General features: G+C 66.9%; 17 protein-coding genes. 9 read left to right on the top strand and 8 right to left on the bottom strand.

Annotated elements, in window-relative coordinates; genetic code table 11:
• The coding region (locus IB278_RS03700; RefSeq protein ID WP_192322628.1) for an autotransporter outer membrane beta-barrel domain-containing protein at positions 1-2,283 on the top strand (2,283 nt) is incomplete at its 5' end.
• Positions 2,284-2,313: 30 nt separating this feature from the next.
• Here IB278_RS03700 and IB278_RS03695 read toward each other — a convergent pair.
• A complete protein-coding gene (locus IB278_RS03695) occupies positions 2,314-2,973 on the bottom strand; it encodes an FABP family protein (RefSeq protein ID WP_145747530.1) in 660 nt (219 codons plus the stop codon).
• Between the two features lie 39 nt (positions 2,974-3,012).
• Complete coding sequence (locus IB278_RS03690) at positions 3,013-4,323, bottom strand: hemolysin family protein (RefSeq protein ID WP_145747531.1); 1,311 nt, start codon at positions 4,321-4,323, stop codon at positions 3,013-3,015.
• Positions 4,324-4,346: 23 nt separating this feature from the next.
• Between IB278_RS03690 and IB278_RS03685 the strand changes: the two genes are divergently transcribed.
• Positions 4,347-5,198: a symmetrical bis(5'-nucleosyl)-tetraphosphatase gene (locus IB278_RS03685; RefSeq protein WP_145747532.1), complete on the top strand. Its 852-nt coding sequence runs from the start codon at positions 4,347-4,349 to the stop codon at positions 5,196-5,198.
• A 6-nt stretch (positions 5,199-5,204) separates the two neighbouring features.
• Here the strand turns inward: IB278_RS03685 and IB278_RS03680 are convergent, their stop codons facing one another.
• Positions 5,205-5,921, bottom strand: a complete 717-nt coding sequence (locus tag IB278_RS03680; RefSeq protein WP_192322627.1) for a GNAT family N-acetyltransferase — start codon at positions 5,919-5,921, stop codon at positions 5,205-5,207.
• A gap of 114 nt (positions 5,922-6,035) precedes the next feature.
• Between IB278_RS03680 and IB278_RS03675 the strand changes: the two genes are divergently transcribed.
• The 7 genes from IB278_RS03675 (at position 6,036) to IB278_RS03645 (ending at position 17,860) form a co-directional block, all read left to right on the top strand.
• Entirely contained in the window at positions 6,036-7,511 is a 1,476-nt protein-coding gene (locus tag IB278_RS03675) for a PLP-dependent aminotransferase family protein (protein ID WP_192322626.1), read from the top strand.
• Positions 7,512-7,849: 338 nt separating this feature from the next.
• The gene (locus tag IB278_RS03670; RefSeq protein WP_192322625.1) at positions 7,850-10,225 is read left to right on the top strand and encodes a type VI secretion system Vgr family protein; all 2,376 of its coding nucleotides are present in this window, start codon (positions 7,850-7,852) and stop codon (positions 10,223-10,225) included.
• Entirely contained in the window at positions 10,225-11,391 is a 1,167-nt protein-coding gene (locus tag IB278_RS03665; RefSeq protein WP_145745244.1) for a DUF4123 domain-containing protein, read from the top strand. The genes IB278_RS03670 and IB278_RS03665 overlap by 1 nt, the downstream gene beginning before the upstream one ends.
• 5 nt (positions 11,392-11,396) lie before the next feature.
• Positions 11,397-14,279 (top strand): T6SS effector BTH_I2691 family protein, encoded by a 2,883-nt coding sequence (locus tag IB278_RS03660; RefSeq protein WP_145745246.1) that lies wholly within the window; start codon positions 11,397-11,399, stop codon positions 14,277-14,279.
• A gap of 14 nt (positions 14,280-14,293) precedes the next feature.
• Positions 14,294-15,406 carry an MFS transporter gene (locus IB278_RS03655; RefSeq protein ID WP_145745247.1) on the top strand — a complete coding sequence of 371 codons (1,113 nt, stop codon included), beginning with the start codon at positions 14,294-14,296 and terminating at the stop codon, positions 15,404-15,406.
• Between the two features lie 49 nt (positions 15,407-15,455).
• Positions 15,456-16,574 (top strand): DUF6708 domain-containing protein, encoded by a 1,119-nt coding sequence (locus IB278_RS03650; RefSeq protein ID WP_192322624.1) that lies wholly within the window; start codon positions 15,456-15,458, stop codon positions 16,572-16,574.
• A 233-nt stretch (positions 16,575-16,807) separates the two neighbouring features.
• Complete coding sequence (locus IB278_RS03645) at positions 16,808-17,860, top strand: DUF6708 domain-containing protein (protein WP_307697571.1); 1,053 nt, start codon at positions 16,808-16,810, stop codon at positions 17,858-17,860.
• Positions 17,861-17,929: 69 nt separating this feature from the next.
• Here IB278_RS03645 and IB278_RS03640 read toward each other — a convergent pair whose 3' ends face one another.
• Genes IB278_RS03640 through IB278_RS03620 form a run of 5 tightly spaced genes read right to left on the bottom strand, consistent with a single transcriptional unit; the run spans position 17,930 to position 22,984 of the window.
• Positions 17,930-18,895, bottom strand: coding sequence for an ABC transporter substrate-binding protein (locus IB278_RS03640; RefSeq protein ID WP_192322622.1), 966 nt, complete (start codon positions 18,893-18,895; stop codon positions 17,930-17,932).
• A gap of 34 nt (positions 18,896-18,929) precedes the next feature.
• Positions 18,930-20,099: a c-type cytochrome gene (locus IB278_RS03635; protein WP_145745253.1), complete on the bottom strand. Its 1,170-nt coding sequence runs from the start codon at positions 20,097-20,099 to the stop codon at positions 18,930-18,932.
• A gap of 1 nt (position 20,100) precedes the next feature.
• Positions 20,101-20,898: an ABC transporter ATP-binding protein gene (locus IB278_RS03630; protein WP_145745255.1), complete on the bottom strand. Its 798-nt coding sequence runs from the start codon at positions 20,896-20,898 to the stop codon at positions 20,101-20,103.
• Positions 20,892-21,974, bottom strand: coding sequence for an ABC transporter permease (locus IB278_RS03625; protein WP_145745257.1), 1,083 nt, complete (start codon positions 21,972-21,974; stop codon positions 20,892-20,894). The genes IB278_RS03630 and IB278_RS03625 overlap by 7 nt, the downstream gene beginning before the upstream one ends.
• Positions 21,971-22,984 (bottom strand): ABC transporter substrate-binding protein, encoded by a 1,014-nt coding sequence (locus IB278_RS03620; RefSeq protein ID WP_192322621.1) that lies wholly within the window; start codon positions 22,982-22,984, stop codon positions 21,971-21,973. The genes IB278_RS03625 and IB278_RS03620 overlap by 4 nt, the downstream gene beginning before the upstream one ends.
• Between the last annotated feature and the right edge of the window lie 9 nt (positions 22,985-22,993).

Below are 22,993 nucleotides of genomic sequence, written 5' to 3'. Positions count from 1 at the left end.
GGCCTGGGCGGCACCGGTGCGCCCGGCAGCGGCGGCGACGGCGGCGTGGGCCTTCTCTCCTCCGGCAGCGGCGCGGCGATTGCCAACAGCGGCACCATCGCCGGTGGCGCGGGCGGCACCGGCGGGGCCAACAGCAACGGCGGCGCAAGCGGCGCGCACGGCACCGGCGGCGCCGGCATCGCGGGCGCCAACCTGAACATCAGCAACAGCGGCACCATTTCTGGCGGGCTCGGCGGCGACGGCGCCACGCGCGCACCGGCCGTGGCATTCACCGGCGGCAGCAACAGCCTGACCGTAAACACGGGCTCATCGATGCTGGGCGCCATTGCCATCGGAAGCGGTGCCAGCGCCAGCGTGATCGCCGGAGCCGACGGCCTGAGCCTGGACAACGCACTGCTGCTGGGAGGCACGGGCACCATCGACACCAACGGCCACGGCATGGGCTGGTCGGGCCCGATCTCGGGCGCCGGCGACCTGGTGAAGGTCGGCGCGGGCACGCTCACCCTGAGCGGCGCCAACACGAACACCGGCGCCACCAACGTCGCGGCCGGCACCTTGCGCGCCGGCGCGGCCGGCACCCTCAGCAGCGCGAGCGCCTTCACGGTCAACGCGGGCGCCACGCTCGACCTGGCGGGCCACAGCCAGACCATCGCATCGATGGCCAACAGCGGCATCGTCTCGCTGTTAAGCGGCACGCCCGGCGCCACGCTCACCGTACAGGGCCCCTGGGTAGGCAACGACGGCACGCTGCGCCTGGGCACCGCGCTGGGCACCAGCGCCAGTCTGAGCGACCGGCTGATCCTCAGCGGCTGCACCGCGATTGCCAGCGGCACCACCAACATCCAGATCACCAACCTGGGCGGCCTGGGCGCACTGACCAGCGGCAACGGCATCGAGGTGGTGACCGCGATGAACGGCGCCACCACCACGGCGCAGACCACCCGCGACGCCTTCCGCCTGGCGGGCGGCCACGTCGACGCCGGCGCCTACGAGTACCGGCTGCACGCCGCCGACGCCAGCGGCGCCGGCGAGAACTGGTACCTGCGCTCCGGCGTCATCGTCGCGCCGCCTCCTCCTCCTCCTCCTCCTCCTCCTCCTCCTCCTCCTCCTCCTCCGCCACCCCCACCGCCACCTGCGCCGCCTGCACCACCTGCGCCGCCTGCACCGCCTGCGCCACCTGCACCGCCTGCACCGCCTGCGCCTGCACCTGCACCTGCGCCTGCACCTGCACCTGCACCTGCACCTGCACCGGACGATGGCGGCCCCCCGCGAAGCAGCGATGGCGGCTCCCCGCCTGCGGGCGTGACGGTGCCCACCTACCGTGCCGAAGTCCCGCTGTACGCGGCGCTGCCCGAGCAGTTCCGCCAGTCCAACCTGGCGATGGTGGGCAACCTCCACCAGCGCGTGGGCGACGACGGCGCGGCCGGCCTCGCCACGGCCACGCCCGAGCAGGGCTACCGCCAGGGCTGGGCCCGCATCATCAGCATGGACCGCACCATCGCCCAGGCCGGCACCGTGAGCCCCACCAGCAAGGGGCGCCTCACGGGCTTCCAGGCCGGCAACGACCTGTGGGCCGATCCCCACTGGCGCGTCGGCATCTATGTCGGCCAGCTCGAGGGCGACATGCGCGTGACCGGCTTTGCCCGCGGCGTGCAGGGCTATGGGGTCGGCTCCAGCGACCTGCGCAGCCAGTACCTGGGCGCCTACGCCACCTGGAAGAACGACAGCGGCCTGTACGTGGACGGCGTGCTGCAGGCAGGGCGCCACCGCTACACAGCGGCCACGACGCTGGGTTCGGCCGGCTCGGGCAAGGGCCACAGCCTGCTGGCTTCCGTCGAGGTGGGCCAGGGATTCCACATCTCGCCGGAGTGGATCGTCGAGCCGCAGCTGCAGCTGGTGCATCAGCGCGTGAGCCTGGACGACGCCGGCATCATCGGCGCCGTGGTGCAGCAGCACAGCCACAGCGGCTGGCTGGTGCGCGCCGGCGTGCGGGTCAAGGGCGAGATGACCACCAGCGCCGGCCCGCTGCAGCCCTATGCGCGGCTGAACCTCTACCGCAGCAGCAGCGGCACGGACGTCACGCGCTTCATCGGCCCCGCGGCCTATACCGACATTGCCACGCGCACCGGCGGCACCAGCACCGAACTGGCGGCCGGCGCCACGCTGCAGCTCACACAAAGCATGAGCCTGTATGGCGAGGTCGGCAAGTTCTGGGCCTCGGGCAGCGGCGCGCGCGTGAAGAGCGGCCTGAACGGCAGCGTGGGCCTGAAGATCCGCTGGTGAGTGCGGGGCGCCCGGCGGGCGCCTTCGCCGCTACTTTTTCTGCACGGCCACGGCGGCCGGCGCGTCGGGCATGGCCAGCGGATTGCGCCCCGGCCCCTCGACGCGCGTCAGCGTGTTGCGGTCGGTGTGATGGAAGGGCTCGGCCCGGCCCTGGATCTGCATCACCGTGTCCTGGTCGTAGGACCAGGTGCCGTCGGCGTTGATGGTCACCGTGATGTTCCACGCCAGCGTGGTGAACGCGTGCTCGATGAAGGGGTTCGACACGATGCCGTTCACCAGGCTGCCGCGCTCGGCGCTCAGCGTGAAGCGCGTGTCGTCCGCCTTGGCATGGCCGCTGGCCATGGCCACCTGACCGCGCGGAATGGCCAGCGTGTGCAGCACCGTGCCGGTGGCCGGCTCCCAGAGCCAGTAGCCCACCTGGTCGTGGTACATCTTGGTCAGGCCGGGCTTGTGGATGTAGGTGTGGTAGCGCAGGCCGTACAGCAGCTGGGGGCCGTTGGTCTGCGGATCGATCGGCTGCAGCTCGTAGCGCTCGACGTAGACCTGCGTCTTGGGGCCTTCGCGCTTGGGCTTGACGTCCACGCCGCGGCTGCCCTCCCAGATGCCCGCCATGGCGCGCAGCGGCCCGAGATTGGCGAGCGTGTCAGGATCGGCGTTGGGCTCGGTGTAGATGTCTTCGGTGGGGTTCATGGTGTGTGGACTTCTGATTTCTGATGAGGTGAACGGGCTCTAGCCGTTCGTCGACGCCGACTTGTCGGCCGTGGCCAGCACCCGGTCGATGCGGCGCCCCTCGAGCGCGGCAATCTCGAAATGCCAGCCCGCGCAGTCGATGACTTCGCCGGTCTTGGGCAGGTGGCCCGAGACTGCCATCAGCAGGCCGGCCACGGTGTTGTAGCGCCCGCGCTCCTCCTCCGGCAGCTCGCGGATGCCGAGCCGTGCGCGCAGCTCCGACACCGGCATCAGCCCGTCGAGCTCCCACACGCCGTCGGGCCGTTCGCGCGCCCAGGCATCGGTCAAGGTGCCCGGCTGCAGTTCGCCGGTGATGGCTTCGAGCATGTCGCGCGGTGTCATGAGGCCCTGCACCACGCCGTATTCGTCGACCACGAACACCAGCCGGCCGCCGCGTTCGCGGAACTGTTCGAGCAGCTCCATGCCGGTGAGCGTCTCGGGCACGAACACGGCCGGCGCGGCCTCCTGGCCGAGAACGCCGTCATGGCCGGTGCCGAGCCGCAGCAGGTGCGCCACGCTGATCACGCCGACCACGTCGTCGAGCGAATTGCGGCACACCGGATACCAGGAATGCACCAGGTTGAGCGCGCCCGCGTCGGCCACCTTCTGCAACGCCTCGGCCACGGTGTCGGAGGCGTCGAGCCATTCGATGTCGGCCCGCGGGATCATCAGCGACGACAGCCGGCGGTCGTCCAGGTGGAACACGTTGCGCACCATCTGGTGCTCGTGCTGCTCGATCACGCCGGCGTCCACGCCCTCTTCCAGGCTGGCCGAGATTTCTTCCTCGGTCATGGAGCGCGCGGCGTTGGCGTCGATGCGCAGCAGCTTCAGCACGGCAGCGGTAGCGCTCGCGAGCAGCCACACGAACGGCTTGGCGCCCTTGGCCAGCCCGCGCATCGGGCGCGACACCCAGCGCGCCACGGGCTCCGGGTAGAGCTGGCCGATGCGCTTGGGCACCAGCTCGCCGAAGATGATGGTGAAGAAGGTGATGCAGGTCACCACCACCGCAGTGGACACCACGCTGGCGGTGCCGCGGCCCATGCCCAGGCTCTCCATCCAGACCGAGAGCGGCTCCGCAAAGGCGGCCTCGCCCACGATACCGCTGAGCATGCCGATCGAGGTGATGCCGATCTGAACCGTCGACAGGAAGTGGGTCGGCTCCTCCATCAGCCGGAGCGCGGCCTCCGCCCCGGCATCGCCCGTTTCGGCCAGTGCTGCCAGGCGCGCACGCCGGCTGGTTGAAAGGGCCATTTCGGACATCGCAAACAACGCATTCAGCGTGGTCAGCAAGGCCAGCAGGAGAACATCCATGAACGGGGGGTGAAAATGAGGACATGGCACTTTACTTGATCGGAGATATCCAGGGCTGCGACGCCGCCCTTCAGAAACTGCTCGACAAGATCGGTTTTTCACCCAGCCGCGACACCCTCGTGCTGCTGGGCGACCTGGTCAACAGGGGCCCCGACTCGGCCGCCGTGCTGCGGCGCGTGCAGGGCTACGGCGCCTCGGCGCTGAGCCTGCTCGGCAACCACGACCTGCACCTGCTGGGCGTGGCGCACGGCGCGCGCAAGTCCAGCCGCAAGGACACGCTGGCCGGCCTGCTCGAAGCGCCCGACAGCGAAGCCATGCTCGAATGGGTGCGCCAGCAGCACATGGCGCTGCACATGCAGATCGATGGCGGCGACCTGCTCATGGTGCATGCCGGCGTGCTGCCGCAGTGGACGGTCGGCGACACGCTCGCGCTGGCGTCGGAGGTCGAATCGGTGCTGCGCGGCCCGGCGCTGGGCGAATTCCTGCTCGGCATGTACGGCAACGAGCCCGCGCAGTGGAGCGGCACGCTCACCGGCAGCGCGCGGCTGCGCGCCATCGTGAATGCGCTCACGCGGCTGCGCTTCTGCACCGCCGAGGGCGTGATGGAGTTCGAGAGCAAGGACGGCATGCTGCCCGGCCCCGAGGGCTTCATGCCCTGGTTCGACGTGCCCGGCCGCAAGACCGCCAATGCCACCATCGCCTTCGGCCACTGGTCCACGCTGGGCTGGCTCTCGCGGCCCGACCTGCTCTCCACCGACACCGGCTGCGTCTGGGGCGGCTGCCTCAGCGCGGTGCGCATTGGCGCGACGCTCGATGAACGCGAGCTGATCCAGGTGAAGTGCGAGCAGGCGCAAAAGCCCGGCAAGCCGGACTGAGCGGCCTCAGGCGCGCGGCAGCCGGAAGCGGTCGAGCGCCATGCGCTGCCGGCCCTCGGCATCGAAGTTCTCGGGGGCAAGCCAGCGCTCGAAGGCCGTGCGCAGCATCGGCCATTCGGCATCGGTGATCGAGAACCATGCGGTGTCGCGGCTGCGGCCCTTGTAGACGATCGCCTGCCGGAAGACGCCTTCGAACTGGAACCCCAGGCGCGCGGCCGCGCGCTTCGAAGGCTCGTTGAAGTTGTCGCACTTCCATTCGTAGCGCCGATAGCCGAGTTCGTCGAAGGCCAGCTTCATCAGCAGGTACTGCGCTTCGGTCGACATCGGCGTCTGCTTCAGCAGCGGAGAAAAAGTGACGCTGCCGACCTCGATCGCGCCGTGGACCGGGTCGATGCGCATCAGTGCGAGCGTGCCGACGGCGCGGCCGCTGTGCCGGTCGATCACCGCGAAGTGCATCGGATCGGCGCTCTGTGCGGCGCGTTCGATGTGGGCCCGGGTGCCCGCAGGATCAATGGGCCGCTCGACGAACAGATAGGTCCAGTCGCGGCCGTCGGGCGCCTGCGCGTAGGCCGCGTGGAGGTCGTCGGCGTGCCTGGCGGCGTCGAGCGGTTCGAGCACGCAGCACCGGCCTGCGATGGGGCGGCGCGGCGGCAGGGAGCGCGGCGTCCATCCGGGCACCAGGGGACCGATGGGTTGGCCGTATTCGTTGTGGCGAGCTGACATGGGAGGCTTTCGGAAGCAATGAGGCGGCAGTGCCGGGGAACGATAAAGTACGCCCTGCGTGGCTCCACCGGAAGCACCACGCTCGTTCAATTTCATGGTGCCACGTTTTCGCTCATGAGCAACCAGCCCCATCTTGCCGCCGCGGCACTGTTCGAATCCCCTCTGGCCAAGGAGCGCGAGGCCGGCCCGATGCAGCGCCAGCTGCACGAGCGCCTGAAGCGCGCCATTCTCGGCGGCGGCCTGGCGCCGGGCAGCCGGCTGCCCGGTTCGCGCGCGCTGGCCGAGGCACTCTCGATTTCCCGCAACACCGTCACTGCGGCCTACGAGCACCTGGCGGCCGAAGGCTATGTTCAGCCCGATCGAAAGGGCACGCGCGTGACCGAGCTGGCCCCGCCAGCAAAGTCCCTGCGCCCCGCCAGATCCGGTGCCGCACCGGCCGCGGCGCAGCGGCTCGTCCGCATCCAGCCCGGCACGCCCCGCGCCGAGATGGACGCGGCCTTGAGGCCCGGCATGCCCGCGCTCTCGCACTTTCCCGCGGCCGCATGGCGGCGCGCGATCGACCGCGCGATCCGCAATGCCAGCCCCGCCACGCTCGGCTATGGCGATCCGCTGGGCGAACCACCGCTGCGCGCGGCCATCGCGCGGCACCTGGCGATTGCGCGCGGCGTGCGCTGCGAGCCGCACCAGGTCGTGATGGCCGAGGGTGCGCAGGAAGCCATTTCGCTGTGCGTGCGGCTGCTGTCGAACCCCGGCGACACCGGCTGGGTCGAAGACCCCGGCTACCGCGGCGCAAAGGCGGCCATGCACGCCGGCGACATGCGCATCGTGCCGATGCGCGTCGACGCCGAAGGCCTGTGCACAAGCGAACGCGACTGGCAGAAGCACCCGCCCCGGCTGGTCTACACCACGCCTTCGCACCAGTACCCGGCCGGTGCGGTGCTGAGCATCGCGCGCCGCCTGGCGCTGATCGCGCAGGCGCGCCGGCATGGCGCGTGGATCATCGAGGACGACTACGACAGCGAGTTCCGCCACACCGGCGAACCCATCGGCGCGATGCAGGGCCTGGTGGACGACGCGCCGGTGCTCTACGTGGGCACCTTCAGCAAGACGATGTTTCCGTCGCTGCGGCTGGGCTTCGTGGTGCTGCCCGCGCCGCTCATGGCCGCGGTGCAGAAGCCGCTCGAGGAGATGCTGCGCGGCGGGCACCGCCACGTGCAGCTCGCGATGGCCGACTTCATCGAGAGCGGCCAGTTCAGCCGGCACCTGGGCCGCATGCGGCGCCTCTATCGCGACCGGCAACAGGCGCTGCGGGCGGCGCTCGACAGGCATTTCAAGGTGCCGCACGAGATCGACGGCGGCCATTGCGGGCTGCACCTCACGGTGCGGCTGCCGCCGCGCTTCGACGACCGCCGCATCGCGGCCGATGCGCTGCGCTACCGGCTCGCGCCCGCTGCGCTGTCGGGCTTTGCGATCCGGCCGCGGCCTTCGGACAACGGGCTGGTGCTGGGCTATGGCAACACTTCAGCGGAACTTTTCGAGCCGCTGGTCAAGCGGCTGTCGCAGCTGGCGCGTGCAGTGGAGCGCGGCTAGGAGTTCTTTCGTTTAAATAAAAAGTGCGGCCGAAATCCATTGACTACATACGTCGTATGAGTGCAATTGCTGCGCAATTCAAATCGCTGGTGCAACTGCAACAAAATCCCCCAAAAGCGAAAGAAGACTCGCGCCTTGCCACGCATTGAAATCGCATAATTGCGGTCGCTTGAAACGTCTTGTCGCAGCGCACGACGACGCATCGAGAGCGGCCATATCGCTCTCTTAAGCAAAAAGTAATCAACAAAAAGTCTGCAGGGAGTCCGCGTGAAAAACGCCATTGCGACATCGTCCGTCGCGTCCCCGGCGATCTTGTCGATCCCGTGGAGATGCAATCCGTGAGCCGCCGCGTCACCCTCCAGACGCCGCTGGGCGAAGCCCTGCAATTCCATCGCCTGGCGGGGCGCGAGGCGCTCAGCCAGCTGTACGCCTTCGACCTCGAACTGCTCGGGCGCCACAACGCCATCGACGCGAACGCCCTGCTGGGCCAGCCCGCCACCGTCGCCATGCAAACCGAGAGCGGCAGCGTGCGCCACCTGGGCGGCCTCGTCACCCGCTTTGGCCTTGCGCGACAGGACGACCGCCAGGCCTTCTACGGCATGCGCCTGCGACCGTGGCTGTGGCTCGCCACGCGCCGCAGCGACTTCCGCATCTTCCAGGACCAGACCGTGCCCGAGATCGTTGCGGCCGTGCTCGGACGCTACGGCCACCCGCTCGAGCAGAAGCTCCACCGCAGCTACCGCGCCTGGACCTACTGCGTGCAGTACCACGAGAGCGACTTCGACTTCATCGCGCGCCTGTGCGAACACGAAGGCATCTACTACTGGTTTCGCCACGAGGCCGGGCAGCAGGTGCTGGTCTTCGCCGACGACATCGCCAGCGCCCATGCCCCCTTGCCCGGCGGCGAGGCCGTGCGCTACCACCCGCACGAGAAGTCCGGCATGACCGGCGGGCTGGAGGCCAGTGAGCGCATCACCGAATGGACGTCCTCGGACGAAGTGCGCCCCGGCCACTACTACACCGACGACCACGACTTCGAGAAGCCCCGGGCCGACCTCACGAGCCTGCGGCAAATGCCGCCCGGGCACGACCACGACGATTTCGAGCGCTACCAATGGCCCGGCGGTTTCACCCAGCACGAGGACGGCGAGACCTACGCGCGCATCCGCACCGAGGAGCAGCTGAGCGAACGCAGCCGCGCCAGCGGCCGTTCCAACCGGCGCGACCTGGCCCCGGGCCACCTCTTCAGGCTCACGCACCACCCGCGCGACGACCAGAACCGCCAGCACCTGCTGCTGGCCGTCGACTACGAGCTGCAGGAGAACCTGCAGGCCAGCGAAGGGGTGGATGCCTCCGAAGGCTCGGTGCAGCGCTTCGCCTTCGAGGCCCAGCCCACGAGCTACGCCTGGCGCCCGCAACGCAGCACGCCCAAGCCCTGGACCGAGGGGCCGCAGACGGCGATGGTGGTGGGCCCCGCGGGCGAGGAGATCTGGACCGACCGCTACGGCCGCATCAAGGTGCAGTTCCACTGGGACCGTATCGGCCAGCACAACGAGCATTCGAGCTGCTGGGTGCGCGTGTCCACATCCTGGGCCGGCGCCACTTTCGGCGCGGCCGCCTTGCCGCGCATCGGGCAGGAGGTGATCGTCGATTTCCTGAGCGGCGACCCCGACCATCCGATCGTCACCGGCCGGGTGCACAACGCCGACGAGATGCCGGCCTGGCAGCTGCCCCAGCAAAAGCAGCTCACGGGCCTGCGCAGCCGCGAATTGGGCGGCGGGCGCAGCAACCACCTGGCGCTGGACGATTCCACGGGCAAGGTGCAGGCCCAGCTCAAGAGCGACCACCAGAGCAGCAGCCTGAGCCTGGGCCACATCGGCCGCCTCGACGACGTCACGGGCCGCAAGGACGACCGCGGCCAGGGGGCCGAGCTGCGCACCGACGGCCATGGCGCCCTGCGCGCCGGCCAGGGCCTGCTGCTGAGCACCGAGGCGCGGCCCAACGCCCAGGGCCACATCACCGACGTGGCCGAGACCACCGCCCGGCTCACGCAGGGGCGCGACCTGCACGAGAGCCTGGGCCAGGCCGCGCAGGCGGCCAAGGCGCACGAGGCCGGCGACCAGGACGAGGTGGCCAAGGCACTCAAGGCACAGAACGACGCCATCGCGGGCAGCGGCGGCGACAAGGCGCACGGCCTCTTCCCCGAATTCCAGGAGCCGCACCTGACCTTGGCCAGCCCCGCGGGCATCCAGGCCACCACGGCCGGCAGCACCCATCTCGTGAGCGGCGAGCACACGGCCCTCACGAGCGGCGCGCACACCAGCATTGCTGCCGGCAACAGCTTCCTGGTGAGCGCCAAGGAGGCGGTGCGCCTGTCCGCCGCCAAGGCCGGCATCCGCGTGACGGCGGCGAAGGCCGACATCGACATCACGGCCATGAAGGCCAGCATCCATGCGCTGGCCAAGCTCAACATCAAGATGGAGGCCAACCGCATCACCATCACGGCCCGGGACGAGGTGCTGATCAACGGCGGCTCCAGCTACACCCGGTGGAGTGCGGACGGCATCGAGAGCGGCACCAATGGGGTGTGGCGTGCGCATGCGGCTTCGCATTCGATGGTGGGGCCGAAGAGCCTTCCAACGTCCAAGGGTTACGAAGCCAAGTGCGACCTGCAGGACAGCGGCGCCGCGGGCGGCGCATCGGCCTCGCGTTGATGGCTAGCGTGTTGCCCGTGCACCCGGATGCCTCGCTTCTGCTGCGCAGCTTGCAAAAAGGCTTTGCCAGGGCGCAGACGCAGGGGTCGCCTGCGCAAGCCTCCGTCGCCCCACCATTGTCGGCCTTCCTGGTGCTCGAACGGTGGCGAGACAATCCGCTCGCCGAGCACCTGCAGGAGCACCATCCGCTGTTGGCCGATGAACGAGTCGACGTCCCCGACGAGATCTACCGCGGACGTCCCGAAGCCGCGCCCACCCTCGTGCCACTGCCTGAAGGCTGGGTAGCCGATGCGCTCGATGCCAGTACCCAGGCTGTCCTGCACACGATAGAACTCGCGCTGGCCGCAGCACGGCTGCAGAGCGAGCGCCGCCTGGTGGACCAGATGTTGTGCGCCGTCGTCTTCAGTCCGTCAACGCCTGCGAGCATTGCAATGCACTGGACCCGCCTCGGCTTTCAGACCTCGCCCGCCGACGGCAAAGACAAACTTTTCCGCTACCAGGATGCACGCGTCATGCAGCGCGTGTGGCCGCTGCTCGATGACGAGCAGCGCTTGCAGTGGCTCGGACCAGTGACAGGGTGGTGGGCATTGAGCCAACCCTGGCGGCCTTGGTCATACGAGGAGGCATTCGCCACGGGTGGAGAAGTACCTACCGGCAGTGGCGCAGACTCGCCCGAATGGTTCATTGCCACCCGGCCGGTCCTGTCCCAGGCAGCGACTCGAGAGCCACGGCACGAAACCATGCGCCATCTTTTGCGCCTCGATCAATGGCATGCGGCGCACAGTGCGACGACAGGTACGCGGCTGTGGTTGAGCATGGCTTCGCGACGAATTCCCATTCGACGCCAACCCGATGGAGAAACGATGACCCGCCTCCTTCGCCAAGGGGCTGCATTGGGATTGACCCAGGAATCGGATCTATCCGAATTCGTCGACGCGTCATGGAGGGCACACCACTACGATGACCGACTCATCGCACGCGACTGGTCGGCGCCCCGCGATGCGGCCGTGCTGCGGCAGGCGCTCGCCCTGATGCATCCGGCACGCGATCACACGAACCAGCCGGCCAACAGCCGCGTTGCTTCACCTGGCTTTGCCAGCGCACTGCATGAAGCCGAGCAAGCCTTCTCGATCTCGACCAACCCCAACACTTCGCGAAGAGACTGAAGTCCATGCCTTGCGCCACCCCCTGCCGAAACTGCGATCGCAAGGGCCTGCCGATCCTGTTTACCCGTTATGCCGCCGCCTTCAGCGCGCAGGAGCAGGGGCTCGCTGCGCTCAAGCAGTTGCAGCCCACGGGAAATTTCCAGGCCCAGCCCGGCGGCGTGGCCATGCGCACGGCGCTCTACGGCGTGCGCATGCTGCGGCCGGGCTACCTGTACGTGCGGATTCAGAACGTATGCAAGGCCCACCCCGAGTGGCTTGCCTACATCGTGCACCCCCACGGCTACCTGGCGCAGTTCGACGTCGGGTTTCCGGAGGCTGCCAAGTCGAACCCGGCCTGCGAAATGGAAGTGCGCGGCGCCAACGCCTCCATGGTGTGGGTGGCGGACGCGAAGAACGTCACCGAGCTGCACTACATGTTCCACCCGGACCCGGTCGTGCCCAAGCACCTGTTCGAGCACATCGAGCCCCAGCGCGACACCTACATGCAGAAGTTCGATGTCGCAGGGTGGCTGGGCGGCAACACGAGCCAGAAGGACACCTGCCAACCGGGACAGCTCAACAGCCAGGTGATGGAGTTTTCGGCGCTGAAGGACACAGCCGTACAGACCGTGGGCAGCGAACAGCATTACGGACTCATGGGTGTGCACGGCGCCGAGCGCGAATGGGGCACCTACGAGGAGGCACGGACCGGCCGGCATTTCGAGAAGGTGCGCAACGAGACGCGCCGCGCCGACGGCAGCGTGGCCGTCACCGACACAGGCCCCGTCACCGGCATGGCGATTGGCCCCTACATCGCACGCATCACCGGCCCGCTCTACAAGGACGCGCATGGCCCCCGGCTGCGAAAGATGGCCGAGTTCCTGACGCAGCACAAGGGCGCCGTCGTCGCATGCGACGACCCCATCGGCATTGCCCAGGAACTCAGCCTGCACCATCTCACCGCCGCCATGCCGTATGTGCAGTGGCTCAAGGAGGTCGATGCTTCGGACCCCGGCAACGCGACCGTGACGAATGCATGGAAGCACGCAGCCAGCGAGAGCATCAAGACCGTGCGCGGAGCCCTCTACAAGAAGGCCATGGGCATGTATGACGCCGAAACGGACCGCCTGAAGAGCGTGCACGACGTCCTGGGCCAGCGCCGCGCCTACCCCGTGAGCACGACGATGGTCCGGCAAAAGGACGGGACCTATGCCGAGATGTCCGTCGAGGCGATGCGGGCGCAGCGCCGGGAAGCGCTGGAGGGAGAAATTGCCGCGCGTGAATCGGACCGTAGGCTCATCAGCGATGCGGAATCCGAAGCCGCGCTCAAGACGACGCTTGCGCATGTCGATGAGGCCAGGCTCAAGGATTTCGACGCTGATCACATGGCGCAGATCAAGGAGCGCGACAAGTGCATGGACAAGATGAGCGAGGACCTGATCGCTTGGCTCCAGTGCGATGCATTCCTGGTCAAGACACTGGGGCGCTACGACCGCAAGCCGAGCGGCATCGAAACCCGCGATGGCGCGCGCTGCGCGGGCCAGTTGTGCGCCATTCTGGAAACCATGGACAGCAGCCCGCGCGGGCGCAAGTGGTATGCCGATCTCCAGTTGTTCAAGGACGAACCGAAGAACCTCGTGTGGCGCATGGCGACGCTGAACAACGAGGCGATCTCACAGGAGTTGCTGCGCGTGCTGGACACACTGAAGGACACGCTGCCGCCGGCCACCGAGGTGGCGGATGCGGAAACGGCAGAAGAGAGCGCGCGCCAGCAGCGGGCCTGGGCCGCGATGGCGGCGGCGCTGGAGAAGATCCCGAAGACGCTCAAGGGTAGCCAGACGCTGATCAAAGAAGCGTCCAAGCTCGTCGACCCCGGAGCCGGCACGATGCAGAAGATTCAGTCACTGCAGAAGATCGCCGAGACGGCCGCGAAGAATGTTCATTCGGTGTGGGGAATTGCGGTGGTGCGGGCGGCCCAGAAGTTGGGTGCTTCGGCGATGGAGCTGAACCTCGCCAAAGGGCAGATCGTGTTGCTCTCGCACGGCCTGGGCGACAAGGCGATTGAGTTTGTGCGAGCGGAGCAGCGCCTGCTGGACGAGAAACTGCATGCCGAGGGAAGGCAGGTGGTCTACAGCAACAAACACAATCCCAGGCCGGGCGGACGAGCGTGGAAGCGGCACTACGACCACAAGGGCGAGAAGATGCAAGCCCGGGTGGATCGGGCGTTGGCGCTGGGTGCAGACAACGCAGTGAAGAACATGCGCATTCCGTCGGTGGTCGGGGGCCTGGAGATCATGAGCCTGATCCCGACCTTCGGTCGCGCGAGCGAGCGTGGCGATGATCCGAGGGCGGGCAGCCAGAGCGCAGGGGCACTGGCCGGCGCGATGGGAACCTGGAAGAGTTGGCGATCCGACTACTACGAAAAGAACGTCTACGAGGCGATCAAAGCCGAAACGCCGCTGGCCGCGCGGGCAAATCTGGTGACGGCATTGGACAATGAACTGCGCATGCTGAAGATCGGTGCGGCGCACTGGGTTGCGTCTGCTGCGGTTGTGGGGGTGGTTTGGGATGCGATTGATGGTGGAGCGGCGCGTCGAGAAGAAAATCATCTCCTCGCTCTCGCCTACTATGGCCGTGCCATTGTTGGTGGCACAACCATCGGATCAGTACTTTTGAGCGCTCATAATCTCAAGAATGTGAAGGTCGTTCTTTGGTGCACTCGCATCAATCTCGTGACAGGCGCTGCCACATTGGCGCTCAGCTATGCCATCGAGAAGATGAAGGAAAAAGAGTGGATCGACTGGCTCATGGCCGAACCTTTCCGGAAAGCCGACAGCAAAAAGATTCCGCATAACAGCGAGCAATTCATGCTCAATCAGCTCGCCAATGCGATTGCAGATATGGACTGACGAACGGCGACCACATGTTTCTTTCAGAGAGCGGTTATCGACAGGAGCAACGCAGCAGAGGTACACCTCAAGCGCTCGCGTACTTTGCGGACATTAACCAATACACGCGGCTGTACGGGATCCATGAGGGCATGGCACCTCGCCGGGAGAGTGAGCCAAAGCTTACGAGAAAGGAAAAGATCGAGCAGCAGAAACTCGCACGGCCTCAACTCTACGGAATGCGCTCGTTGTTCGACTTCAACGAGCATTTCATTGAGCTAAGCAATGCGGAAGAGGAAAAACGTTCGCTCAGCTCATTGCTTTTTTTCCTTTTCGCCTTCGTCCTTGCCCTACCTTTATACGTAGCTGTCAGTGCAATTCTCGGAACAGACCCCGCTTGGTTCGCTGGTGCGATGTTTGGAATGTTCCTCTTGGTGTTCTGCCTGTTGTACTTCTTGGCATGGCCCTACCTGTTTGCTCCAGCCTTCTTCACCAGCCTGCGCGCCCGTTACCGCTTCAATCGAACCACCCGCAAGGTCTACGCACTGCGCCCGAAGAAGTACGGCGGCAATGTCATCCTCGACTGGGACCGCGTGCAGGCACATGTTCGGTGGGCCCCGCCAAAGTCCTGGACGGCCGAACAACTCGCAGCGAGCGAGGTGGCGCGTGAAGAGCGCCTGCGCTCGGCTGGACTGGACAGCAATCTACTGTTGTATTGGCCCCCGCTGAATGCCAACGATCCCGAGCGCAAGGGAGAAGACATACTCTGGGTTGGTCCCAGCGGCAGCGGCGAGGCTTTGTGGCAATACATCCGAGCCTTCATGGAGGAAGGCATGGATGCCGTACCCAGACCTTCCGAGCACGAGTGGCTACGCAAAGGATTCAGTGGCCCTGGCGAGCATCTGGAAGAAACTGTCATGCATGGCTCGCACATGCGCGACGACATCATCGGCAAGGGCACCTCGGGTGCGACCTTCACCAACTACGCGACGAACTTCCTGTGGGCGCCGCTGCACAGCCTGGCCGAGCGGCTGTGCTACTGGCCCACGTTCCCCGAAGAATGGAACAGCGACTGTGGCCAGAAACGTCGCGAGAGCGGCATCGGCCCCGAAGAGCCATTGCGCTGGCCGTGCAAGGCGCCGAGGTAGCACGGCAAGTAGCGTGCAGGCCGAACTGCACCCCACTTGAGAACCCTTCATGTTCGTTCGCGAAAACAGCTACTGGTTGGCCAGGCGCCGCTCCCCCGAAAAAGGCCGCGCCCACCTCAACCTGCAAGGGCAAAAACACTGGCCGACCCAGCGCTCCGGTGCGCGCGGTATCGAGATGCCAGGTCGGGCTGCCTACGCCCAGAACGATGCATATCTGGAACTGTGCAACCCGGGGTGGGATTTGCAGTGGCGTGCCGGAATGGGGAATCTCTATGTCCTCCTGCCGGCTCTCGTGCTGATATGGATGTGGTATGGATTGGCCATTCACCCATTGCTGTTCAATCAGATCATCTTCTTCTTCGTGAGAAGTGATCGTGTTTCGTCAACGGATCTGTGGCTCGGCTGGCTCTTGCTATTTCCCCTTGCATTGGCCAGCGCCTTCATGATCTTCGCGTGGTTCCACTACATGGGCATGCGCACCTGCTTCTTCACCCATGCCCGGGGGCGCATCCGCTTCAACCGGCTCACCCGCAAGGTGTATGTGTTGCGGCCTGTCTACTGCGGCGGCAACGTGGTGCTGGACTGGGAGCGCCTGGTCGCATTGTTCGAACCCGAAGGCTCCAGCGCAGGCGCCAAGCAGACCATCAAGGCGCTGGCGCTTTACCACCCGCCCTTCAATCCGGCCGATCCGAGCGCCGAGGGCGAAGACTGCATCTTCGTCGGCCCAGGGCTGTCGGGTCCGCAAGAGGCGGCGTCTCTGTGGGAGTACATCCGCCAATACATGGAAGTCGGCCCCACCGTCGATCACGTGCCCGCCGACGCCTCTTCCACCTACAAGGGCATCGCCCGCTACCTGCATCCGGACTACACCACCTATTGCGGCAAGCCCGACGCGCGCCAGTACTGGTTGGAGCAGAAGCCGGGTTTCATGGAGACGAGCTTCCACATGATGAGCCAAGTGACATGCTCGTGGCCTGCGTTCCCGAAGGAATGGCAAAGCGATTCAGGCATGGGCGAACCGGAAGACAAGCCGGTGCAGACGGGCGCTGTGATGACGGCTCTCGTTTACCGGGCACAAGGCAAGCTGAGCAAGGCCGACGAGATCGAATTCCTGCAGCACTGGGGAACGCCCGAGGCGCTGCGAGAAGCGAAGTCACGCGAGGAGTGAACACCGAAACTTTCTGCTGTCGACTGCACTGGAAGATGAATGCATCAATTGGGCAGATCGTCCACTGAACAAGAACAAGCTCCGATTCACACCAACCTACAAGAAGCACTGCAGAAGGCTCGCCAACCTGCGATCTGAATTGCAATCGGACCACCAGGAATTACAGGATGTTCCCAAATGAGCATGTCTATCAGCGTGCACGCAGACGTTCGATTGAGGAGGGGCGCAGGTGCGTGCAGGCTGACGGCAGCAAGAGGCTGTTGAAGCCTGTCGAGCCTGTAGAACTCAGTAATGCTGCCTTGCCAGCAGGGCGGTGCATCTACGCGCAGAACGAAACTTACCTGGAGTTGTGCAACTCGGGGTGGGAACGGCAATGGAAAGCAAGTATCGGAACAGTTTTCGTTCTGCTTCCATGCCTGTTGATTTTCTGGGGGTTCTACGGCTTTTCTCTACACCCCATTGTTTTTGACCGCGTACTGCTGTTTTGGGGTACCAGCGAAAATGTGGCTACTTCAGCCGATCTATGGTTCGGTTGGCTGCTGCTTTTCCCCGTGTCCCTCGGCTGCTGTGTCTTGCTCTGGCTGTGGTTCGACATCATGGGCGTACGCACGTGCTTCTTCACCTATGCACGAGGCCGCATCCGCTTCAATCGGGTGACGCGCAAGGTCTACCTGCTGAGACCACGAGGTTGCGGTGGCAACGCCGTCTTCGACTGGGATCGCCTGCGTGCCATCGTCGACATGGACGGCTATGACTTGCTGGCCAGAAAGAATGGAGCGCCTGGAAAGGCCGCGTACTACTCGCTCATCCTCTACCACCGACCCTTCGACGCTGCCGATCCGCACGCCCAGGGCGAAGACGCCATCTTCGTTGGCCCCACGCTGCCCATGCAGCAGGACGCGGCGCCGCTGTGGGAGTACATCCGTCGCTACATGGAATACGGTCCTGGCCATGAGGGCATTCCCGAGCGAATAGGCCAAGAGCACACGACCTATTGCGGCAAGCCCAGTGTCCGCCAGTACAAGCTGGAGCAACGTCCCGGAGTCATGGAAACCGCCTATCACATGCTCAGCCAGGTCACCTGTTCGTGGCCGGCATTCCCGAAGGAATGGCAAAGCGATTCGGGCATAGGAGAGCCGGAAGACAAGCCGGTGCAGACAGGCGCCGTGATGACGGCTCTCGTCTACCGGGCACAAGGCAAGCTGAGCAAGGCCGACGAGATCGAGTTCCTGCAGCACTGGGGAACGCCCGAGGCTGTGCAAGAAGCAATGTCGCGCAAGGCGTGAAGCGACCGCGCATGCTCCGCGCGCCGGACGTATCTGTGCGAATGCCGCACGCGGCTCTGCGCTTCTTGCTCAGCCCGCCACGCCAAACCCCGTGTCGAACGTGCCCTTCACATCGAGCGGCTGCTTGATGAGCCCCACCTGGCGATAGAAATCCGCCGTGCCCTGCTGGTCGGCAATGACCTGCGCATCGATGGGCACCCACTTCTGCTGGCGGCGCTCGAACTGCAGCTTCGCCGCCTCGGGCGGAATGCCGATGATGCGCGCCAGCGCGGCCGAGTAGGCATCGACGTTGCGGTACGACCAGAGCTGGGCCTTCACCACGCGCTGCAGAAAGTCCTGCAGCACCGGCCGCTTGGCGACAATGGCTGCATCGGTGGCCGCGAGGTAGCTGAGCCCCGGCAGCAACCCGCGCCCGCTCACGAGCACGCGCGCATGGCGGCTGACCTCGGCCAGCGCGGTGTAGGGCTCCCAGGTGGCCCAGGCATCGACCGAACCCTGCGTGAGCGCGAGCTTGGCGTCGGCCGGCGCGAGGAAGCGGATGTTGACCTCGTCGGGCTTCAGGCCGGCCGCGGTGATGGCCTTGAGCGTGACGTAGTGGCCGATGGAGCCGCGGTTGGTCGCGATGCTCCTGCCCCTGAGATCGGCCGCAGTCTTGAGCGGTGAATCGGGCCGCACCAGCACTGCGGTGCCGTAGGAATCCGAACGGTTCGCGCCGATGGCCTTGACGCGCGTGCCGGCCGCAAGCGCAAAGATGAGCGGCGCATCGCCGATGGGGCCGGAATCGACCGCCGCGGCATTCAGGGCCTCGGCCAGCGGCGCGGCCGCGGGGAATTCGGACCACTGGATGTCGTAGCCCAGGTCCTCGAGTCCGCCTGCCGCTTCGAGCAGCGCGCGCAGCCCGCCCTTCTGGTCGCCGGCCTTGAGAACAGGGCGGCCCTGTGCGCGCGCCTGCAATGAGAAGGCGGGCAAGGCCACGGCAGCGGCGAGGCCGCGTGCAAGAAGCTGCCGGCGTGATCGGTCGAGATGTGGGTTCATGGGTTCTCCGTGTTCAGTCGAGATAAGAAAAAAGTCAGTGGATGAAGCCGCCCTTGACGAAGCGCACCGGCTGCGCGTCCATGCGGGCGATCAGCGCGCCCAGGCCATCGGCGGGCAGTGCAGCAGCGCCCTGCTCCACCGTCGCACCGGGCGCGCGTTCGCTGCGGCACAGCAGGTCGTCGTCCGACCAGCCCGCCTTGCCGGGCGCACCGCGCGCGCGCAGCCAGCCGTCGCGATCGGCAATGAGCTGGGTGCCGGCCAGTTGCTCGGTGCCGGCGATGAGCGCCAGCGCCTCCCATCCGGCGGCGGAGTCGGCCACGCAATCGGCAGCCGTTGCAACCGCGCTCGAAGGCGGCCGCAGCAGCACGGTCACGAGGCGCGGGTCTTCGGCCGGCATCGCGCCGCCCGCCACGATGCGCACGCGCTGCCCGCGCCAGCTCGCGAGCAGTCGTGGCGGTTGCGAACCGCAGCGCACCGCCATGTCGGGCAGGCCGATGGGTTGCGGCCAGCTGCCGAGCGCACGCAGGCTCTGGCCCGCGCCCTGCGCCTTCATGTAGTCGACAAGCGCCCAGGCGTCGGCCTCGCCGAGCTTTCCGGCGAAGCCGGGCATCGTGGACTGGCCACCCTGCTGCGCATCGCGCGTGCCGTGGAGGATGCGCCAGAGCAGGTCGCCATCGGCGCGCCGCCACAGCAATGGACCGCTGAGGTCCGGCGGCCACACCGCCAGCGAGGCTGCGAGCGGGCCTTCGCCCTTGCCGTCCGCACCGTGGCAGGCCACGCAGTTCTGTTGGTAGAGCATGCGGCCCCGGGCGATGGACTTGGCCGTGAAGCCGGTCGGCGATGCCTGAAAGCTGGTGGGCGTTGCGGGCACCAGCACCACGCGCGACTCGGGCCAGGGCGCTGCGATCAGCAGCATCGGCACCAACGCGAGAAAGTAGAAGCGCAGGCGCGGCCAGAGCAGCGCGAGCAGCAACGCGAGCACCGCCACTGCGACGAACACCAGCGTCCACGCCAAGCTGCGCGCCTGTCCCAGGTCGATCAGCAGGTTCTCGCCCGACAGCCGCCGCGCCCACGGCCACGCCGGCTGGCCGTGCACATGCTGCGCGAGCCCGAGTGCATCGAGCACGCGCAGCAGCTGCAGCTGGGCGCCTTGCAGCAGGTCGATCAGCAGGTTGAGCCAATCGGCCTCGGGCGTGCTGTTCATCTCACCAGGTGGCGTCGAGCCCCAGGTGCCGCAACGCCTCGTGCCGCAGTTCGGCGAGCCTCGCATGGCCGCGGTGCCGCGGATACGGCAGGTCGACCACGATCTCCGCTGCGATGCGCGCCGGCCGGTCGCTTAGCACGATCACGCGGTTGGCGAGGAACAGCGCCTCCTCCACGTCGTGCGTCACCAAGAGCGCCGAGAAGCCCGCGCGCTGCCACAGGTTGACCAACTCGCTCTGCATCGCAATGCGCGTGAGCGAGTCGAGCTTGCCGAGCGGCTCGTCGAGCACCAGCAGCTGCGGATCGTTGACCAGCGCGCGCGCCAGCGCCACGCGCTGCGCCATGCCGCCCGAGAGCTGGTGCGGAAAGGCCTTGGCAAAGTCGGTGAGGCCGACAAGCTTCAGCGCCTCGTCGACGCGGCCGCGCTGCGCCTTGAGCACGCCGCGCGCCTGCAGGCCCAGCGCCACGTTGTCCCACACGCTGCGCCAGGGGTAGAGCGTCGGGTCCTGGAACACGACGATGCGCGACGGGTCGGGCCGCGTGATGGGCGCATCGTCCTGCGTGATGCGGCCGGCCGTGGCGGGCTCGAGCCCCGCCACCAGGCGCAGCAGCGTCGACTTGCCGCAGCCGCTCGGCCCCAGCAGCGCGACGAACTCGCCGGGCTTCACCGTGAGGTCGATGTCGTCGAGCACCTGCAGCGGCCCCGCGGACACATCGAACCAATGGCTCACGCCGCGGATGTCGATGTGCGCGCCGGCCTGGCGCACACCTGCACCTGCCGTTGTTGCGGTGGCTACCATTTCACGGTCCCCTTCTGCCACGACAGCACGCGGTCGCGCACCTTGAAGAGCAGCGTGATCAGGCCCGAGCACAGCACGGCCATCACGATCAGCGCGGCGTACATGTTCGAGTACGAGGCCCAGCCCTGCGCCCACGAAAGATAGAAGCCCAGCCCGGCCTTCACGCCCATCATCTCGGCCGTGACGAGCACCGAGAACGCCGCGCCCAGCCCCATGAAAAGGCCAACGAACACCTGCGGCAAGGCAGCCGGAATCGCCACGCGCAGCACCAGGAAGCGCTCGCTCGCGCCCATGGTGCGCGCCACGTCGTAGTAGTTGCGGTTGACCGAAGCGACGCCCGACCAGGTGAGCACCGCCACAGGAAAGCCCGTGGCGAGTGCGATCAGGAACACCGCGGCCGCATAGCTCGACGGAAAGAAGAAGAACGCCAGCGGCAGCAGCGCCGAAGCCGGCACCGGCCCCACGAAGCGCAGCACCGGATGCACCCAGTAGCCCGCGATGCGCGACCAGCCGATGGTCACGCCCGTGAGAAAGCCCGCGAGCGCGCCCAGCACGAAGCCGTGGGCCAGCAGCCGGGTCGAGTGCAGCAGGCTTTCGCCGAGGCGGCGCCAGTCGTCGATGTAGGTCTCGACCAGGCTTTGCGGCGGCGCGAAGAACGGCGTGGGGAGCAGCGCGAGCTTGGCGGTCGCGATCTCCCAGATGGCGAACAGCACGGGCAGCGCGACCAGCCATGGGCCCGCGGGCCGCAGCGCATGCGCGACGCGGCCGGCGCGCGGCCCGAGCGATGCAACGGCCAGCAGCAGCGCGCCCACCGCGATGGCGGCGATGCCGAACTCGTCGGTGTAGGCCCAGTCGCTGAAGCCGACGGCCTTGTTCGGCCAGTAGAGCGTGAGCAGGCCCAGGGCGAACCATGCTGCAGCGGCGGCGAAGCCGATGCGCCATGCGGGCGCAGCTGCTTGGATGCGGGTCGATGTCGAAGCAGGAGCCGGCGCGCGTTCGGGCGCCGCGGCTCCCACCCTCGCCCGCCCCCGGAAGGGGAGGGAATCGAAGCCCAATGCGGGGTCTGGGGTGCTCATGCGAGTGGATCGAAAGAGACGTGTTCGGCAAAGCGCACCGGATCGGTGGTCTTCTTGAGCACGCCGACACCGCGGAAATCGCGCGCATAGAACTCCACCTCGTCGCGCAGCTTCTTGCCGAGCGGATGGTGGTTGTGCGTGAGCGTGCCGAGCAGCGCGCGCAGGTCTTCCACCGGCACCTTGGGCGAATACTTCGCAAACAGCCTGGCCGATTCGTTCGAGTTCTCGGCCACGTAGTCGGAGGCTTGCGCGATGGCGCGCACGAGGGCCGCGACGGTCGGCTTGTCCTTGCGCACCAGTTCGCCGCGCGCGCCGACGATGCAGCAGACCTTGTCCTTGTACTCGCCCGAGAGGTTGCTCGCAATCTCCACGAAGGCGCCCTTGTTGCGCTTCTCGATCAGGTAGACGTTGGGGTCGCCATCGGCAATGGCGTGGATCTCGCCCTTCTGCACCGCGATGTCGAGCAGGTCGGCCGGGTACTGGCGCCAGGTCACGTCCTTGTCGGCATCGATGCCGTTCTTCGCAAGCAGGATCGAGAAGAAGTTCTTGCCCGGGCTCGCGATGTCCGACACGCCGATGATCTTGCCCTTGAGGCTTGCGATGCTGGTCGCGCCCGCGCTCTTCGCACCCACCAGCCGCACGCAGCCGCCGTGCGAGCTGCCGACGATCTTCACGTCGAAGCCCGACTCCAACGGCTTGAGCCAGCGGTGGATCATGCCCACCGCCGCATCGGCCTTGGCCGTGGCCAGCGACTCCAGCAGCTGGTCGGTCGAACCGGTGTAGTTGATCAGGTCCACCTGCAGGCCATTGCGCTCGAAGTAGCCGCGCTCCTGCGCGACGACGACGGGCGAGAGGCAGAACGCGGCGGCGTTCCATGCAAAAGTGAGCTTGCGTGCCTGCTGCGAGAAGGCCTGCGAGGCGATCAGGCCGCCCGAGGCGACCACGGCAGCGGCGCCGCCTGCGCGCAGGACACCCCGGCGCGATATAGCGTGTGAAAGAGATGCGGTCATCGGGAACTC

It is taken from the genome of Variovorax sp. VRV01 (assembly GCF_014852545.1).
Classification (GTDB): Bacteria; Pseudomonadota; Gammaproteobacteria; order Burkholderiales; family Burkholderiaceae_C; genus Variovorax; species Variovorax beijingensis_A.
Note: the sequence above shows the minus strand (reverse complement) of the source record. Positions and strands in the feature narration are given on the sequence as shown.